Source organism: Micrococcus sp. TA1 (assembly GCF_014199555.1).
Classification (GTDB): domain Bacteria; phylum Actinomycetota; class Actinomycetes; order Actinomycetales; family Micrococcaceae; genus Citricoccus.
The window spans coordinates 1190166-1207409 of sequence record NZ_JACHNW010000001.1 but is presented as its reverse complement, the minus strand read 5'-3'; the positions used below and the strand labels follow the sequence as shown (position 1 = coordinate 1207409).

Here is a 17244-nt window from a genome sequence, read left to right as displayed (position 1 = left end):
TCCTTGTCGTCCTAGTCGTCCTGGAGGTCGGTGGGTTGCGCTGGGCCCTGCCCGGAGGTCATTCCAGCGAACTGCTGTCCCGGGCCCAGGTGGTCGCGGCGTGCGTGATGGCACCGGTCATGATGTCCAGCGTCTCCAGGTCGACGTTGTCGAGGTCGTCCTGGGGGGTGTGGTAGTTCGGGTCACGGGGTGCCTTGGCCGTTCCCCCGAAGACGTCCGCCTCCCTCCGGGACTTCCGCTCGCCGCTGCCGGTGAACAGTCCGCCCGTCGGCACGTCCGCCCGGACGAAGGGCCTCTGGTCGGAAGCCATGTCCCAGTCCGTGGCCACCCAGGGCTGGTCCCGGGCATCGAAGTAGTCCGCGAAGAACCTCATGATCTTCACCGAGCCCTCGGGGATGTCCATGGATGCGTCGGCCGCCTGCGCGTCGTAGACCCCGATGACCGGGTTGGTCGAGGCCACCATGTCGACGTTCACGTAGGCCAGGACACTCTCGAGCTCGTCCTCCTCCTCGAGGTCGCGCACGTAGTGGCGGGAACCGTGGGGGCGCCGGAACTCCTCCGCGCCCCACCACGCGAAGCGGATCCTGTTGGTCACGGTGTCCTGCGCGCCCAGGACCGTGGCGGCCTCCAGCAGCGCCGCCGCGCCCGAGGCGTTGTCGTTGATCCCGGGGCCGCCGGGAACCCCGTCGAGGTGCGCACCCAGCATGATGACCTCCTCGTCACTGCCCTGTTCCGTCTCGGCGATGATGTTGAAGGTCTCGAACTCCTCACCGTCGTCGTCGACGGTGAAGTACTGGCGGGTGCTGTCGAGACCAGCGCTCTCCAGCTGTCGCTCGACGTACTGGGCGGCCGCCTCGTACCCCGGGGTGCCCGCCGCACGGTCCCCGTGCTCGTCGGCCATGGCCTGGAATTCCTGCAGGTGTCCGTGGACGCGGCTCACGGGCGCCCCCTTCCGGGGATCACCCGCCCACTGCCCGGCGAGGACGACGGCGACCACCAGCGCCACCGCGCCGATCGCGAGGAGCGCGATGTTCCTCGTCCGCCTCCTGCCGGGCCGCCCGTGGACCGGACTCCGGCCCCGGTCACGGAACACGGTGCCCGTCTACGGCGGGGACTGCGGGTGCGGTCTCGATCTCCTGTGCGGGGTTGCCACCGAACCGGGCGCCTGCCGGTACCCTGGCGCCCTTCATCAGGAAGGAGTCCGGTTCCACGACCGAGCCCTCGCCCATCACGACGTCGTAGTGCACGTAGACGTACACGCCGACGGTCGCGTTGTCCCCGATCTCGATCGCGTCCAGCTTGAACAGGCCGTCCTCCATCGAGTGGCACTGCACGATGCTGTGCGCGTTGAGGGTCACGTCGTCGCCGATGGTCACCAGGGTCTTCTCCGGGATGACGCAGCCGTCGTCGAAGACCCGCTTGCCCATCCGGACGCCCAGCAGGCGCCAGAAGAAGGGCTTGAAGGGGGTCCCGTTAAACGCCGGCAGGGGATAGGTGATGAACCTCCAGAACCGCTCGTGCCGCCAGAAGGGCACGTCGTAGATCGAGCTCTTCGTGGGGACCATCCTCCGGAAGCCGTAGGTGGCGCGCTCGCACAGGATGACGAAGATGGCGAAGAAGGCGTAGAAACCGACGATGCCGACCAGGAGCCCCAGCCCGGTGATCGCCGGGTAGAAGGCCACGACGACCACGGCGGCCAGCAGCCCGACGTAGGCCAGGACGCAGCGGCTGAGCAGGTACAGCGTGATCGAGGCCGCGTTGTGGCGGTTCTTGGCGCGCAGCCCGCGCTGGATCCCCTCCGGTGTGTCGATCCGGAGGGCGTCGTCACCCCAGTCGACCGTGCGGGGGATCTCGAACGGGGGCGAGCCCAGCAGTCCGACGTCCTCGCGGACCTCGCCGTGGGTGGGCACGTGGGTCTTGCTGCCGAAGAGGACGTTGTCGCCGGTGCGGGCGGCGGCCGGGAACGGGACGTCGTTGCCGAAGAAGTTCTTGGCGCCGATCGTCACCGGCATGACCCGGAAGGACGTCCCGGAGTACTCCGCGTTCATCACCGACAGGCCGTCGGAGACCATCGTCCCGGATCCCACGATGGTCAGGTAGGGGTTCTCGTGGGTCGCCTCCGGGCCGAAGTTCGATCCGGTCTGCTGCAGGTTCGGCTGCTTGTAGCCCAGCAGGCGGAGGTAGTGCACCACCAGGGAGCTGTCCGCGGTGATGTGCATCAGCGGGAAGACGTCGGTCAGGAAGAAGATGGCCCGGTGGGCCGCATAGTGCAGGCCGTAGAGCGGGTAGGCCTTCCCCGGCGTGATGAGCAGGTACAGGAGCCGGGGAATCGTGGTGGCCACGAGCAGGGCCAGGAGCAGTCCGCCGATGACCACGATGACGGAGACCAGGACCAGGTCGAGGTAGAACCCCGGGTTCGCCAGGTTCAGGTGTCCGGTGTCCAGGTAGGGCGGCAGGAGCAGCGCGATGAGCAGCAGGGGCAGCGGGCTGAACACCGCCGCGTTGGTGATCAGGGTGGACAGGCCGTAGACGAACCGCCGCCGCTTGCTGGTGGGCATCGGCCCGACCCGCTGGAACCTCACGTCGGCCGGGATCGCAGGGGACCCGTACCAGCTCTCACCCGCGGGGACGGTCTGCAGGCGCTGCAGGGAGGACGCGTGGCCCAGCTGGGCCCCGTCCTCCATCGTGGTGTGGATGTCCAGGACCGTCTTCTCGCTGACGTGGACGTTCTCGCCCAGCGTAACCCGGCCGGTCTGGATCCATCCCTGGTGGGCGCGGTATCCGAGGTAGTGGGACTCCTTGTGGATCACCGTGTTGTCACCGATGGTCAGCAGGTCGGTGCACACGGGCAGGCTCCAGCTCATGATCGTGACGTTGGAGCCGATCTTCGCACCCATCAGGCGCAGGTAGAACGGGAGGACCGGGGTCCCGACGAACACTGCCATCGGATTCATCTGCACGAGCGCCTTGACGAACCAGAACCTGAGATACGCCAGGCTCCAGATCCGGATGTGCTGTTCCTTCCACCGGCCGATCACCATCCACTTGAGCGCGATCGGCGCGAGGCAGACCAGGAGGAAGAAGCCCACGGTGAAACCCACCGAGCGGAGCCAGAGCTCGAGGATCCCGTTGCCCTCGATCACCCACTCGTAGCCGGCCACCAGGACGAACATGAGGGCACCGGAGTAGGCCAGGGAGACCACGGCCTGCAGGACGCCGCAGAGCACGAAGTCGAAGGTGGTGGCCCGCCGGGCCGCGGGCGCGTCGTACGGTTCCGCCCACTCCACCGCGCTCGTGCCGGTCGCCAGCGCTGCCGCGAGCTGCCGGATGGTGGGGTGCTGGTAGATGTCCTGCACACCGAGGGGCGGCAGTTCGGTCTCCCGGCGCAGCGCGGCGGAGAACTGGGCGATCGTCAGGGAGTTGGCGCCCAGCTCCTCGAAGACGTGCGCCTCGACGGAGACGAGCTCCAGGCCCAGCACCGACCCGAGCTGTTCGGCCAGTGCCTCCTCGGTACCATTGGCAGGCGCCACGTATTCGACGTCGGTCGCGACGCCCAGCCGGTTCTTCGGCGTGGGCAGGCTCTTGCGGTCGGCCTTGTCGCTGGGGAGCATCGGCATGGTCTCGAGCTGCTCGTAGTAGGCCGGGACCATGTACCCCGGCAACCGGTCGCGGAGCTCGTCCTGGATCAGGTGGGGATCGAGGGAGGAGACGTCGCTGCGCAGCGTGTAGAACGCGGCCAGCTCGACCATTCCCGGAGCCGGCTCGTGGGTGTCGACCACGGCCTGGGCGATCCCGGGCACCTGCAGGAGGACGGATTCGATCTCGGACAGCTCGATCCGGTAGCCGCGGATCTTCACCTGGGTGTCGATGCGGCCGAAGTACTCGATCTCCCCGAACTCGTTGACACGGCACAGGTCCCCGCTGCGGTAGATGCGCCCGGAGGGGTTGTTCGGGATGTCCAGGAAGTCGTCGATGAAGACCTGGCTGGTCTTCTCCGGGTTGTTCAGGTACCCGGCGGCGACCCCGATGCCGGCGATGCCGAGTTCGCCCATCTCACCGGGGGCCAGGGCCCGTGGCTCGTCCGGGTCCAGGATCATGGTCGTGTAGGTCGGCAGGGGCTGGCCGAGGGTGATCGGCTTCCCGGGTTCGAGGACCTCCATGGTCGCGGTCACGGTCGCCTCGGTGGGGCCGTAGACGTTGAGGAACCGCCGGCCGGGCAGGTGCCAGCGCTCGGCCAGGTCGCGGGGGCAGGCCTCACCGGAGACCAGCAGGAACCGGAGGTCCGGCAGCTCCCCCTCGATGGTCGCCAGCAGCGTGGGCACGCAGCACATCGCCGTGATGCGGTTCTCGAGCAGGTACTCCTCGAGGTCCGCGCCGAGCATGCTCGCCGAGCTGGGCTTGGGCACGAGCGTGGCGCCGACCATCCACGGCACCCACATCTCCTCGACGGAGAAGTCGAAGGCGATGGTCAGGCCCTGGTAGACACGGTCATCGCTCCGGTACCCGTAGACCTCCGCGGCGACACGGAGGAAGTTGCAGATGCTGGGGTGTTCGATGGCCACGCCCTTGGGGCGCCCGGTCGAGCCCGAGGTGTAGATGATGTAGGCCAGGTCCTCGACCGGCTCGGGCTTCTCGTCCTCGCCGAGCCGGGAGGAGGGCAGCTGCTTGATCAGCGGCACCTCGGTGTCCAGTGCCAGGGCGATCACGCTGGTCTCCGGCAGCACGTTGACCAGGTGGTTCAGGGTCAGGACCCTGCTGCACCCGGAGTCCTCCATGATGTAACCGATGCGGTCGGCGGGGAAGCCGGCGTCGAGGGGCACGTACGCGGCCCGGATCTTCAGCACCGCCAGCATCGCGGCGTAGGACCAGATGCCCTGGTCGAAGAGCAGCGCGATCCTGTCACCGGCCTTCGCACCGTCGGCCAGCAGGAACCGGGCCAGCTGGTTCGCCATGGCGTCCAGCTGCGCGTAGGTCAGCGTCCTGTTGCCGGTGTCCACGGCCAGCTGGCCTGCCCGTCCCTCGCGGGCCAGGGCGTCGCACTGTTCCTCGAACAGTGTCTCCATCCGCTCCCCCGGACGCCACCGGACCTCCTGGTCGTGCGGGGACTGGAGCAACAGGAACGACTCGGCCGGAGCCGCGTCGGTCGCGCGGACCTCGGTCAGCATGCCGGGGGTGTCCACGCTGGATTCGGATATTTCTTCCGGAGCCATCGAAAGCCTCATGATTCTGCGCATAGGGGGTCTGAGAGACGGTGCCCGCGACCACAGGGCGGTCGCGGCATCGCCTCCCACGGTATGGACGCAGCGCACGGCGCAGATCCGTGACGCATACTCGATTCCCCACCGCCATACGCGTGGTCCACCCGCTCGATACCCGGACTCCACTGATGACCCACGTGCTCACCCTCGACGGTGCGACGCGCCGGCGTGCACCAGCGGTGGCCCACCGCCCTCAGGGCCCGCGTCCCGTGCGGTCTGGGCACGTAGGTACGGGACAAGTGGCTTCCACCCATGTCCGGGGCGGCGCCCGTTCGTACGGTGGTTATGACCGCGAGGTCTGCCCGGGCCGGTGACCCCATCCCCGTCACGGCCATCCCAGCTGGAAGGAAAGTGCAGTGTCCGATCACCACGACGTCTTCACCGAACGAGAGTCCCAGGTCCGGAGCTACTGCCGGTCATTCCCCCACGTGCTGAGCACGGCCGTGGGCAGCCTCCTGTACGACGGTGAGGGCAACGAGTACATCGACTTCCTCGCCGGGGCCGGTTCCCTGAACTACGGGCACAATGACCCGGACATGAAGGCCGCCCTGATGGAATACATCGCCGGGGACGGCATCACCCACGGCCTGGACCTGCACACCGAGGCCAAGGCCCGCTTCCTGACCACGTTGCAGGAGGTCATCCTCGCTCCGCGGGGCATGGACTACCGGGTGATGTTCACCGGCCCCACCGGCACCAACGCCGTCGAGGCCGCGCTGAAGCTGGCCCGCAAGGTGACCGGCCGCAGCAACGTCATCGCCTTCACCAACGCGATCCACGGCGGCAGCGCCGGGGCCCTCGCGGCGACCGGCAATCAGCATCACCGTATGTCCGGGCTGGGGCTGCACGGGGTCACCCGCATGCCGTACGACGGCTACAACGGTGACGGGGTGGACACCAGCGAGACGCTGGCGAAGATGCTGGCCGATCCCTCCAGCGGGGTCGACGCCCCGGCGGCCATCCTCCTCGAGGTCGTCCAGGGCGAGGGCGGGCTCAACCAGGCCTCCCCGGAATGGCTCCGGCGCATCGCCTCCCTGGCCGCCGAATACGGCGCCAAGCTGATCATCGACGACATCCAGGCCGGCTGCGGACGCACCGGGACGTTCTTCAGCTTCGAGGAGATGGGCGTGGACCCGGACATGGTCGTCCTGTCCAAGTCACTGTCCGGGTTCGGGCTGCCGATGTCCATCCTGCTGATCCGTCCGAAGCTGGACGAGTGGCTGCCCGGGGAGCACAACGGCACGTTCCGGGGCAATGCGCACGCCTTCGTCACCGCAGAGGTGGCGTTGCGGAAGTTCTGGACCACGGCCGACTTCGCCGAGACCGTCAGCCGCCGTTCGGCCAGGGTCCGCGAGTGCCTGCTGGACCTCTCGAAGCTGATCCCCGGGTCCCGGGTCAAGGGACGGGGGATGATGCAGGGCCTGGACGTCCTCGACGAGCAGACCTCGGCGACCATTCGGCGCACCTGCGTGCAGAACGGCCTGCTGATCGAGGCCGCCGGTCCGCACGACGAGGTCATCAAGGTCATGGCGCCCCTGACCACGGACGACGAGGTCCTCGAGCGCGGCCTGGCGATCCTGCGCTCTGCCGTGGAGGAGCACGTCGCCCACGTGAGGACCCTGGCACTCGCCAGCTGACGCCGGGCGAGGCGTGATCACGGCACCAGCATCACCTTGAGTGCCTCGCGGGCGTCCATGGCCGCGTAGGCCTCGGGGGTCTGGTCCAGGGGCAGGGAGCGGTCGAAGACCCTGCCCGGGGTGATCTCTCCCGAGAGCACCCCGGGCAGTGCCCGCTCGATGTAGGCCCGCACCGGCGCCGTCCCACCGGTGACCGTGATGCTGTTCCGGAACAACCGCCCGCCCAGGGGTGCCTCCGCGAATTGCGGCACGCCCACGCGCGAGATGGTCCCGCCCGGGCGGACCGCGCCCACGGCCTGTTCGTGCGCCGGCAGGTGCCCCACGGCCTCGATCACCACGTGGGTGCCCTCCCCGGACGTCAGGTCCCGGACCCGGTCGATGCCCTCCGGTCCGCGTTCGCTGACGACGTCGGTCGCGCCGAACTCCCGCCCCAGGTCGGTCCGCGCGGCGTGACGGCCCATCAGGATGATCCGCTCGGCGCCGAGTTGCCGGGAGGCCAGGACCGCGGAGAGCCCGACGGCGCCGTCCCCGACGACGGTGACGGTCGTGCCGCGGCCGACCCGCCCCATGTGGGCGGCGTGGTATCCGGTGAGGTACACGTCGGAGAGGCTCAGCAGGCTCGCGAGCAGGTCCTCGGAGCCGTTGCCGGTCTCGTCGACGCCGGGCACCACCACCAGGGTCCCGTCGGCCTGCGGGACCCGCACGTACTCGGCCTGCAGCCCGATACCCTGGCCGCCGAAGAAGCCGCCGTGCAGGCAGGAGACGTGGAAGCCCTCGCGGCAGTGCACGCAGGTGTTGTCCTGGTAGGTGAAGGAGGAGATCACCAGGTCACCGGGCGTGAGGGTGGTGACCTCCGCGCCGGTCTCCTCCACGATGCCGATGGCCTCGTGGCCCATCGGGCTCCCGGTCTGCGCCGCGGGCATGGTGCGGAAGGGGTGCAGGTCCGAACCGCACACGCAGGAGCGCACGGTCCGGATGATCGCGTCGGTCGGTTCCCGGAGGGTGGGGTCGTCAACGGTCTCGACGCGGACGTCTCCCGCGCCGTACATGAATGCGGCCTTCATGGCGTGTGATGCCTCTGCTCCTGATCGTCGGAGGGCGCTCTGGCCCGTCTGGTCCGTACCCACCGTACTGCCGGGCGCCACGGGCCGGCCGGGGCGGAGGTGTCCTCCTCACTCCCCCGTCCCCGGCCGCACCGCCGCCGGCCGCTCGCCCCCCGCCGAGGGCCCGTCCGGCCCTACACGTCGCGGGCGATCGCGACCCGTCCCCCGCGTGCGGCCTGCTCCAGGGCGGCATGGTCCTGCTCGTTGCGGTCGGCATACCGGGCGGCGAAGTCGGCGAGCGCCTCGTCGAAGCCCCGGCCCTTGCGCAGGTAGGCGTCGATCGCGAACCGGTCCCCGGACCGGGCGTGGGATCGGGCCAGGATCCAGGCACAGTACCGGCCGTAGACCTCCAGGCTGTCGGGGGCGAAATCCTCGATCTCGAACTGGCCCTTCCAGTCCCGCAGCTGGCGGACGTAGTAGTCGCGCACGGTGTCGTTCACCCGGGCCCGTTTCCAGCCGAGCAGCAGGTCGCCGGTGGCCTGCATGATGCGCTGGCCGGTCACGACCCGCTGCCCCTGGGAGGCGTGGCCGGGCACCATGTCGATGCCGGCCTCGTCCGCGGCTCCGACCGTGACCCCCCGGTCGGCGGCGAGCGCCAGGCCGTGCTCCAGCACAGATGCCCGGGCCTCCTTGGACTGCAGGACCAGGGGGTCCATCCCGCCGGCCCCCTCCAGGAGGTACACCCAGGCCCGCCTGCCCACGCTGCCGACGCCCACCACCTTCCGGGCGACGTCGGTGAGCGTGTACTGCCGGAGCATGAGGCGCACGGCGGGCCCGAGGGTCTGGGCGTAGTCCGCCATCATCTCCAGCAGCGTGGCGCGGCGCAGGGCGGCGTCCCCTCCGGGGTACACCTGGTCGAGGGGCACGAGCAGCGGGGGATCGAGACGGAACCGCAGGTGGCCGTCCACCACCTCGGTGGTCTTCCGGGCGGCCTGCCACCGGTCCCGGGACAGGGACTTGCACACAGCCCGGTCCACGCGCCGCATGGCGGCCTCGTCCAGGACGCGGCGCAACTCGTCCAGGGAGGCGACCACGTCCAGTCGCGCGTACCAGAGGTCGATCTCCCCCATACCGGTGAAGCCGCGCATGGCCTTGCGGTAGGACTTGGACATCGCCGCCACCGCGCGTCGGCACACCGAGGGGTCGAAGCCGTTGTCCCGGCCCGCGGCCTCGATGCTGGCGGCCAGGCGCTTGAGGTCCCACTCGAAGGGCCCGGGGTAGGTCTCGTCGAAGTCGTTGACGTCGAAGACCAGCCGCCGCTCGAACGAGGCGAACAGCCCGAAGTTGCCCACGTGCGCGTCCCCGCACAGCTGGGCGTGCAGCCCGGTGTTCGGCACGGACCCCAGGTCATCGCTCATGATCACGGCGGCGCCGCGGTAGAAGGTGAACGGCGAGACCAGCATCCGCCCGTAGCGCACGGGCACCAGCCCGGGAATGTCACCGGCAGCCTGCCGTTCCAGCAGCGCCACGGGGTCGACGCCGGCCGGCCGGACGGGCAGCTCGGCGTGCGCCTCGTGCGGAACGGCCCGCCGGGCACGTTCACCGCGCGCACGCCGTGACTCGATGCTCGGGGCGTCCTCCCGCATCCGCAGGACGGTCTCAGCCATCGGAGGACCTCGCGCAGCACCGTGACATGACAGGCTCCTCCGTTCGCCGGCGACGGGCGTGTGCCGGCCGTCCCTCCATGCTCGGATCACCGGTCCGGGCACTCAAGGACTCACCGGCCGCAGGAGGGCCCGGGATACTCCGGAGCCCGGTGGCCCGGGCAGTCCTGACGCGTCATCGGGGGCCGGGCCCAGCCGGCCCGGCCCCCTGGGGGTCGGCGTGCTCAGTCCTTCGACGCGACGTAGTAGGTGTTGAACGGGTCGGTCGCGATGTCCTTGGCCTCGACGGTGGTGAAGCCCGCCTCGGACACCATCCGCTCCGCCACCTGCCGGCCCCACACCGTGCCCAGCCCGTCACCACCGAGGCCGAGGGAGACGCTCATGCAGTGGAACATCGAGATCGCGTAGAGGTAGCTGGCCCAGGGCAGGCTGAGGTTGTCCTCCACCTGGCTCTCGGCCCTGATGTCCACCATCAGGAACACGCCACCCGGCCGGAGGGCCCGGTGGATGTTGCCCAGCACCCGGGCGGGATGGGCCTGGTCGTGGATCGCGTCGAAGGCCGTGATGGCGTCGAATCCCTCCGCCACGTCCAGCGCGGCGACGTCGAGGACCTCGAACCGGGCATTGTCCAGGCCCCACTCGGCCGCCTCCCGGCGGGCCGTGGCGATGGCGTCCGCGGAGAAGTCGTATCCGGTGAACCGGCTGCCCGGATAGGCGGCCGCCATGAGGTTGATGGCGTGGCCGGAACCGCATCCGATGTCGGCCACGTCGATCCCGGCCTCCAGTCGCTCCGGCAGGCCCTCGACGAGTGGCAGGATCCCGTCGATGAGGGAGGCGTCGTTCACCGCGGCGCTCTCCTGGGCCATGATGCGGTGGAAGTCCGGGTAGTCCGCATAGGACAGCCCGCCACCGTGGTGGAACCGCTCCACGATCGGCTGCTCCACCCGTCCCATCACCCCGATGTACTGCATGAGATGGGCCATGTTGTCCGGGCCGGCGGACTCGGTGAGGACGGCGGCGTGCTCCGGTGGCAGCACGTGGGTGCGGGTGTCCGGGTGGTAGCGGACGATGCCGGCCGTCACCATGCCCGCCAGCCATTCCCGGACGTAGCGTTCGTCGAGGTGTCCCGTGTCCGCCAGCTGCTGGCTGGTGGATCCCGGGTGGCGCACCATCAGCTCGAAGAGCCCGGCCTGGTGCCCGACGCTGATGAGCAGGGCGATGGCCCCCTGGTTCATGAAGCCGACGCAGCGTTCCGCGAAGGCGGCCACGGCGGCGGGGTCGGCCTCCGGCACCGGGGGTGCTGACGCGGTCCCGGCGTCGGTCTGGTGGGACGAGAGTTGCGTGGTCACTGGTCTCTCCTTCGTGGGTGGTGCCAGTGTTCCCTGGCACCGTCAACGCTAGGAGCGGCGCCCCGTCGTGACATCGGGCGGAGTACCCATGGTCCCGCCGCCGGCATGGGGCATTCGATGCAGCCCGTGTTCGTGCGCCCACGCGGCGGCCGCGGTGCGGGAGCCCACCCCGATCTTGGTGAAGATGTTGGCCAGGTGCCGGCCGACCGTCTTCTGGCTGATGAACAGGGCCTCGGCTACCGCGCGGTTGCTGGCTCCGTCTGCCACGAGCGCCAGGACGTCGGCCTCGCGCCCGGTGAGCCCGCCGGGCAGCTGACCACCCCCCAGCCTCCGGACGTCCGGACGCGCGCCGAGGCCGCTGTAGAGGGCCAGCGCCTGGGCCAGGTCGGCGGCCGCCGCCCCGCTCGCGCCGAGCCCGCGGTGGGCCCGGGCCAGGAGCTCGTGCATACGGGCGGTCTCGTGCCGGGCCCCCAGGGCACGGTATTCGGCGGCCGCCCGGCGCACCACGGGCAGGGCCTCGGCATACCGTTGACCCGTCACCAGCACCAGCGCCCGCGCGTGGGCCGCCCAGGCCCGGAACCCGGGGGTGCCGAAGTCCGTGGCCGTGGACTCCAGTTCCGAGCACAGGTGCTCGGCCTCCTGCACCCGTCCCAGGGACAGGGCCACCTCCACGCCGGCGCCCAGCAGCCCTGCCCCGGCCAGCCGGTCCCGTCCGGCCAGTGCCGCGCACAGCGCGGCCCAGGCGTCCTCGGACCTGCCCTCGGCGTGCAGGAGCAGTGCCTCCCCCGGTTGAGGATCGGTGCCGAGGCGCCGGGACTGGTCGTAGGCCGCCCGCGCGGCGGCAGTGTCACCGCGGAGCCGGCGGATCTCGCCGAGCTGGTAGAAGGCCTCCGCGGCGACCCAGTTGTTGCGGCCGATGAGTTCGGTGCCGCTGCGTTCGATGGCCTCCTCCGCCTGGTCCCAGTGGCCCTCGACGCACTGCAGCTGGAGCCGGTGGATGCGGCAGATGCCGGAGTAGACGACCTCGCCCCGGAACTGGTGGCACCACTGTTCGGTGGCCTGGGTCCAGGCGCGCATGCGCGGCAGGTCGGCCAGGGCGTGGCAGGCGTGGATCACCGTGCAGTAGATGTCCCCGGCCCACTCCGGCGGCAGCTGCCCCGCCAGCACCGGCAGCATGGCCTCGTCCAGTTGCGCGAAGCCCCGGGCGGTCGCACCGTCGCGGATGTCGGCCAGGCCGGACAGGACCAGGCTGAACGAGGTCAGTTGCGGAGCCCGCAACCGCCGGCCCAGGTCGTCCAGCCTGGCCGCTGTCTCCCGGGTGGGCCGCAGGTCCCCGTAGTCCAGGTCCACGGACGCGTCCAGGTACAGCAGGTACCCGTGCTCCACGCAGTCCGGGAGGTCCTGGAGGAGGCGCCGGGCGCGGCTGGCCCAGCCGGAGGAGATCACGAGGTCGCCGCGGATGAACCACAGCAGTCCCAGGTTCAGCGCCTTCATGGCGGCCGCGAGGGGGGCGCCGTCGTCCTCGTAGCGGTGGTAGACCTCCTCGGAGAGGGAGACCGACTCCCTGACCTCCCCGACCCACCACAACGTGCTGCTGTACCGGTCCAGGTCCTCCGTGGGCAGCTCCCCCAGCGAACGGGCCCGGGCGAAGTCGCGGTGGGCGCTGTCCCACTCACCGCGGGCGAATGACGCCCGGGCCGCCGTCAGCAGGGTGGTGCCGTTCTCAGCCATCGGGACTCCTGGTCCACTGTATCCCCGGCCGGGCCGGGAGTCACGGAGTGGCCGGTCAGGACCCCACGGGCTAGGGGGCCTGGCGCCGGACCGTCCGCGTCAGCGTCCTGACGATCATGAGCACCAACAGCAGGATGCCCACGTAGCCGTTGATCACGTAGACGATGTTGACCATCTGGTCGAACGGCAGGATCAGGCCGATGATCGTGCCGAGGGCGGCCAGGCCGAGGGTGAGGAACTTGTAGGGGCGGGTCTTGTCCGTGAAGAACCGGGAGGAGACCGTCCACAGCAGGGGCACCGCCGTGGTGTAGATGCCGGCCAGGATGATCACGGCGAAGCCCGCGGCCAGCCAGGGGGCGGCGTCGGAGGCCAGGACGAGCATCGGGATCTGGGTGCCGGCGACCATCTCGATGTTCGCCAGCAGGCCGAGGCCGACGACGATGCAGGCCACGGAGAAGACCACGCCGCCGAGGACTCCCCCGCTGGCGGCCTCCCGCCGGGTGCGGGCGGTCTTGCCCAGCGCGGTCAGGAAGGCCGCGAGCCACAGCATGCAGAAGCCCACGTAGGACAGACCGGCCATGAACCAGTTGGTGGAGGCCTGGGTCAGGTCCAGTTCCGGGAGGATGGCCGCTCCGCTGACGATCCCCTCCGGGTTGCGGAGGACGCCGAGGATGCCGAGGGCGACGGCGATCACCACGATCAACGGCCCGACCTTGCCGATGACGTCCACCAGGCTCTTCAGTCCGAACCAGACCGTGATGCCCACGGCTGCGGCCAGGCCGATCCCCCCGACGAACTTGGACATCCCGTAGTGCTCCTCGAACACCGCGCCGGCACCGGCGACCATCACGGTGAAGGACAGGAACACGAACAGGATGGAGAAGTAGTCGAAGAAGGTGCCCAGGTAGCGCCCGCAGTAGTAGTGGAAGATCCGTGAGGGCCGGTCGAACGCCCTCGCCTGGCCGACCACGAAGAACTCGACGCACACGTAGGTGATCAGCACCAGGACGAGCAACCCCGTGCCGAAGATGCCCCAGTACCCGTAGGACGTGAAGTACTGCAGGATCTCCTGGCCGGTGGCGAAGCCCGAACCGATGAGGAAGGCGATGATCGCCCCGGCGTAGGTGATGACCCGCAGCGCGCTGGTCCTCTCCACGCTGGCCAGATGGGTGCTTGAGGCGGGTGGTGCGGTCATGGGAGGACCGGGCCTTTCGTCGAGGGGACTGATATATCAGTACCGGCAGAACCGTATTTCAGATGTGTGACCTAGTCAACAGTTTTCTGTTACAAACATTGCCCTCCACACCCGCAGCGGGCACGATGCCCCGGGTGGGTGTCGATCGGGCGCCGACCCGAGGGCGGGCGCGGTGCCGCCTGCCACCCCGAGGTGGGCCTCTACGCTGGGTACATGGAACCCTCTGCCCCCGACCACTCCGCCCGTCCGTGAACCGACTCTCCCGCGCAGTGCTGGGCCTGTTCGCAGCACCGCGGCTCAACATGCGTGAGGACTACGGGAAGGTCCGACGCGTCCAGCGCCGCCTCGCGACGCTGACGGCCCCACGGCACCGGACCCCGTACCGGCAGGAGTCGTTCACCGACGGCGGCGCGCCGATCCCGGTCCGGATCTTCCAGCCCAGGGAACGGCGGCGCGACGACGTCCTGCTCTTCTTCCACGGCGGTGGCTGGGTCACCGGTGACATCGTCAGCTACACCTCGGCCTGCACCACGATGGCCGATCTCACCGGGTGCGTGGTGGCCTCCGTGGACTACAGGCTGGCACCGGAGCACCCCTTCCCGGCGGGGCTGGAGGACTGCTACCGCGTGGCCAACGCCCTGCTGCGGGACCCGCACAGGGCGGGCATCGAGAATGCCGGCAAGATCGTCCTGGTGGGTGACTCGGCCGGGGGCAACCTGGTGGCAGCCGTCTCCCTGCTGCTGAAGGAGCGTGGTCAGCGGGGCGCGGACCGCCAGATCCTCCTCTACCCGGTGACCCACTGGGACCACGATCCCCAGACCTCGCCGTTCGCCTCGGTGCACCACCACGGGGAGGGTTACCGGCTCACCAACACCGAGGTCGAGGACTACTTCGAGCTCTACGTCCCCGATCCGGGACAACGTCGCGACCCGCGGGTCGCCCCGCTGATGGCGACCGACCTGTCCGGACAACCCAGGACGCTAGTGATCACGGCCGAACGGGACCTGCTGTGCGACGAGGGCGAGGCCTACGGCCATGCGCTCGAGGAGGCCGGGAATGCGGTGCGCGTCCACCGGGTGGACGGGGCGCTGCACGGGTTCATCGTCCTGCCGCGGTTCTCCCGGTACCTGCGAGAGGCCTACGAGGTAATCGACGCGTTCCTCGAGGACGAGCCGGCCGATGGCGGACGCCAGCGCCCGCGGGAGCCCTCGTGACCCGCCGGACCTGGGTGCGACTGGACAACGCCTCCAACATCTTCCTCGCCGCCCGGACCGACGCCGATCCCAAGGTGTTCCGCCTGAGCGCCGAGACGGACCACGACGTGGACCCGCACCTGTTGCAGGCGGCCCTGGACACCACGTTCGACCGCTACCCGCTCTACCATGCGGTGCTGCGCCGCGGCGTGTTCTGGTACTACCTCCAGGACAGCGACCTGCGTCCCGTCGTCACCGCGGAGGACCAGTACACCTGCGCCCCGCTCTACCAGTCGGACCGGCGGAACCTGCTGTTCCGCGTGGTGCACCATCGCCGCCGGATCATCCTCGAGGTCTTCCACGCCCTGTCCGACGGCACCGGGGCGCTCTGGTTCCTGACCGACCTGCTGACCGCCTACCACCGCCTGCGCTATCCGGATCCGGTGCGCCCGGCCGCAGGCGCTCGCGAACCCCTCGGCTCCGGGACCGGCCCCGGCCTCGCTGACCCGGTCGCCCCGGTCGTCCCGCCCGGTGGCGACGCGTCGGCGCCGACGCACGCCCTGAGCGGCGACAGCTTCCGGCACTACTTCCTGCGGCGCCGTCGGCAGGGATCGACGGCCACCGGGTCCGCATTCCGCCGCGAGGCCGCTCCGGCCACCCTGACAGCGGCCGCCGGCACCCCGTCGTCGGGCGCGGCGCTGCGGGGAACCGGCGCGCGGCACAGCAGGCCCCGGACGAAGGTCTACCGGGCCGCGGGTACCCGCACCCCGGACAACCGCACCCGTGCCGTCGAGCTCACGATGCCCGCCCAGGGGGTGCTGGCACTGGCCCGCGCCGAGGGGGTCTCGCTCACGATGTACCTGATCGCCGTGTTCTTCGAGTCCCTGCGCCGCTCCTCCGGTGGGCTGGGTGCGGCCCGGACCCTGGCGGCGTCGGTGCCGGTGAACCTGCGGCAGTTCTTCCCCTCGACCTCGGCGCGGAACTTCTTCGCGACCGTCCGGGTGGACCACACCTACGGCGAGGGCCCGGACGACGTCGGCTCCGTCAGCCGGCAGCTCGACGGCCAGTTCCGGCCCAAGGCCTCCCCCGAGGCCCTGGAGAGGAAGCTGCGACGGTTCATCCGCTTCGAGCGGACGCCCGTGCTGAGAATCCTCCCGCGCCCCCTGAAGGACCTGATCCTGAAGCTGGTCAACGGGGGCACCAACCGGGGACTGAGCGTCGCGGTCTCGAACCTGGGCCGCGTGAGCCTGCCGGAGCCGGCAGCCTCCCACGTGGGGCGCATCCTGTTCCACGTCACCGCGGTCCGCCCGCAGTTCTGCGCGATCTCCCACGCCGGCCTGCTCACGATCACCTTCACCTCGCCGTTCACGGAGACCGCGCACGTCAGGGACTTCGCCCGCATGCTGACCGCGCGCGGGGTCGACGTGACGGTCGCCGCGGCCCGGGTGACCGAGGACGAGCTCGCGGAGGGGGAACCGTGAGGCGCTGCGCGCAGTGTGCCGTGGACGTGGAGGGCCACTGGACGCGGTGTCCGCTGTGTGCGGCTCCGGTGGCCGGCGAGGCGGCGCCGAGCCCGCTGCCGGCGGTGCCCCTGAACTTCTCCCGCCGCCGGGTGTGGAAGGCCCTGTTCCTCACCTCCGTGGCCGTGATCCTGGCGTCCTTCCTGGCCCAGCTGCTGTTCGGGGCGGCCGCGGACATCGGGCTCGTGCGGTCCGTCTGGCTGGGCCTGACCGCCATGTGGCTGGTGGTGCTGATGGCCGTGCGCAAGCGGCGCAACGTCGCCAAGGGCACCGTGTACCTCGTGGTCCTGATCGGCCTGGTCTGCGGGTACTGGGACTACCTCAGCGGGTGGAACGGCTGGTCCCTGGCCTACGCGGTGCCGGCCCTGTGCGCGTCGGCCATCATCGCCGTGCTGATCACGGTGCGGGTCATGCGGACCGAGGTGGGCGAGCACATCCTCTACAGCGGGCTGACGGTCCTGCTGGGCCTGGCCCCCCTGGTGTTCCTGGGCCTCGGCTGGGTGACCAACCCGGTGCCCTCGGTGGTCTGCGGGGCGCTCAGCATCTGCGCCCTGGTGGTGGTGCAGGTGGCCCGGGGCGCGGAGGTGCGCCACGAGCTCGCCAAGCGCCTGCACGTGTAGGCGTCTGGCGGCCTCGTGGTCCCGGGGTGGGCTC

Annotated in this window: 11 protein-coding genes; 4 read left to right on the top strand and 7 right to left on the bottom strand. The window is 70.3% G+C overall.

All coding sequences use genetic code 11. From position 1 onward, the window contains the following. Window positions 1-58: 58 nt before the first annotated feature. On the bottom strand, window positions 59-940 hold the full coding sequence (locus GGQ69_RS05235) for a M20/M25/M40 family metallo-hydrolase (protein WP_370577110.1): 882 nt from the start codon (window positions 938-940) through the stop codon (window positions 59-61). Between the two features lie 142 nt (window positions 941-1082). Beyond that, entirely contained in the window at window positions 1083-5180 is a 4098-nt protein-coding gene (locus GGQ69_RS05230) for a Pls/PosA family non-ribosomal peptide synthetase (RefSeq protein WP_370577109.1), read from the bottom strand. Between the two features lie 434 nt (window positions 5181-5614). On the opposite strand from GGQ69_RS05230, the gene ectB reads away from it, so the two are divergent. Next, complete coding sequence (ectB, locus tag GGQ69_RS05225) at window positions 5615-6895, top strand: diaminobutyrate--2-oxoglutarate transaminase (RefSeq protein ID WP_183525498.1); 1281 nt, start codon at window positions 5615-5617, stop codon at window positions 6893-6895. Between the two features lie 17 nt (window positions 6896-6912). On the opposite strand, the gene GGQ69_RS05220 is transcribed toward ectB, so the two are convergent. The 5 genes from GGQ69_RS05220 to GGQ69_RS05200 all read right to left on the bottom strand — a co-directional run bounded on the left by GGQ69_RS05220 (window position 6913) and on the right by GGQ69_RS05200 (window position 13877). Beyond that, window positions 6913-7959: an alcohol dehydrogenase catalytic domain-containing protein gene (locus GGQ69_RS05220; protein WP_221243350.1), complete on the bottom strand. Its 1047-nt coding sequence runs from the start codon at window positions 7957-7959 to the stop codon at window positions 6913-6915. Between the two features lie 173 nt (window positions 7960-8132). Beyond that, window positions 8133-9605, bottom strand: a complete 1473-nt coding sequence (locus tag GGQ69_RS05215) for a DUF2252 domain-containing protein (RefSeq protein WP_255459423.1) — start codon at window positions 9603-9605, stop codon at window positions 8133-8135. A gap of 221 nt (window positions 9606-9826) precedes the next feature. Next, on the bottom strand, window positions 9827-10951 hold the full coding sequence (locus GGQ69_RS16820) for a class I SAM-dependent methyltransferase (RefSeq protein WP_298043591.1): 1125 nt from the start codon (window positions 10949-10951) through the stop codon (window positions 9827-9829). Between the two features lie 48 nt (window positions 10952-10999). Beyond that, a complete protein-coding gene (locus GGQ69_RS05205; protein ID WP_183525495.1) occupies window positions 11000-12682 on the bottom strand; it encodes a helix-turn-helix transcriptional regulator in 1683 nt (560 codons plus the stop codon). 70 nt (window positions 12683-12752) lie between these two features. Then, window positions 12753-13877 carry a hypothetical protein gene (locus GGQ69_RS05200; RefSeq protein ID WP_183525492.1) on the bottom strand — a complete coding sequence of 375 codons (1125 nt, stop codon included), beginning with the start codon at window positions 13875-13877 and terminating at the stop codon, window positions 12753-12755. A gap of 248 nt (window positions 13878-14125) precedes the next feature. Between GGQ69_RS05200 and GGQ69_RS05195 the strand changes: the two genes are divergently transcribed. Genes GGQ69_RS05195 through GGQ69_RS05185 form a run of 3 tightly spaced genes read left to right on the top strand, consistent with a single transcriptional unit; the run spans window position 14126 to window position 17210 of the window. Then, complete coding sequence (locus GGQ69_RS05195; RefSeq protein ID WP_298043587.1) at window positions 14126-15091, top strand: alpha/beta hydrolase; 966 nt, start codon at window positions 14126-14128, stop codon at window positions 15089-15091. Further along, complete coding sequence (locus GGQ69_RS05190; protein WP_183525489.1) at window positions 15088-16551, top strand: alcohol acetyltransferase; 1464 nt, start codon at window positions 15088-15090, stop codon at window positions 16549-16551. Before GGQ69_RS05195 ends, GGQ69_RS05190 begins: the two co-directional genes overlap by 4 nt. After that, window positions 16548-17210: a DUF6320 domain-containing protein gene (locus tag GGQ69_RS05185; RefSeq protein WP_183525486.1), complete on the top strand. Its 663-nt coding sequence runs from the start codon at window positions 16548-16550 to the stop codon at window positions 17208-17210. Before GGQ69_RS05190 ends, GGQ69_RS05185 begins: the two co-directional genes overlap by 4 nt. The last annotated feature ends 34 nt before the right edge of the window (window positions 17211-17244 follow it).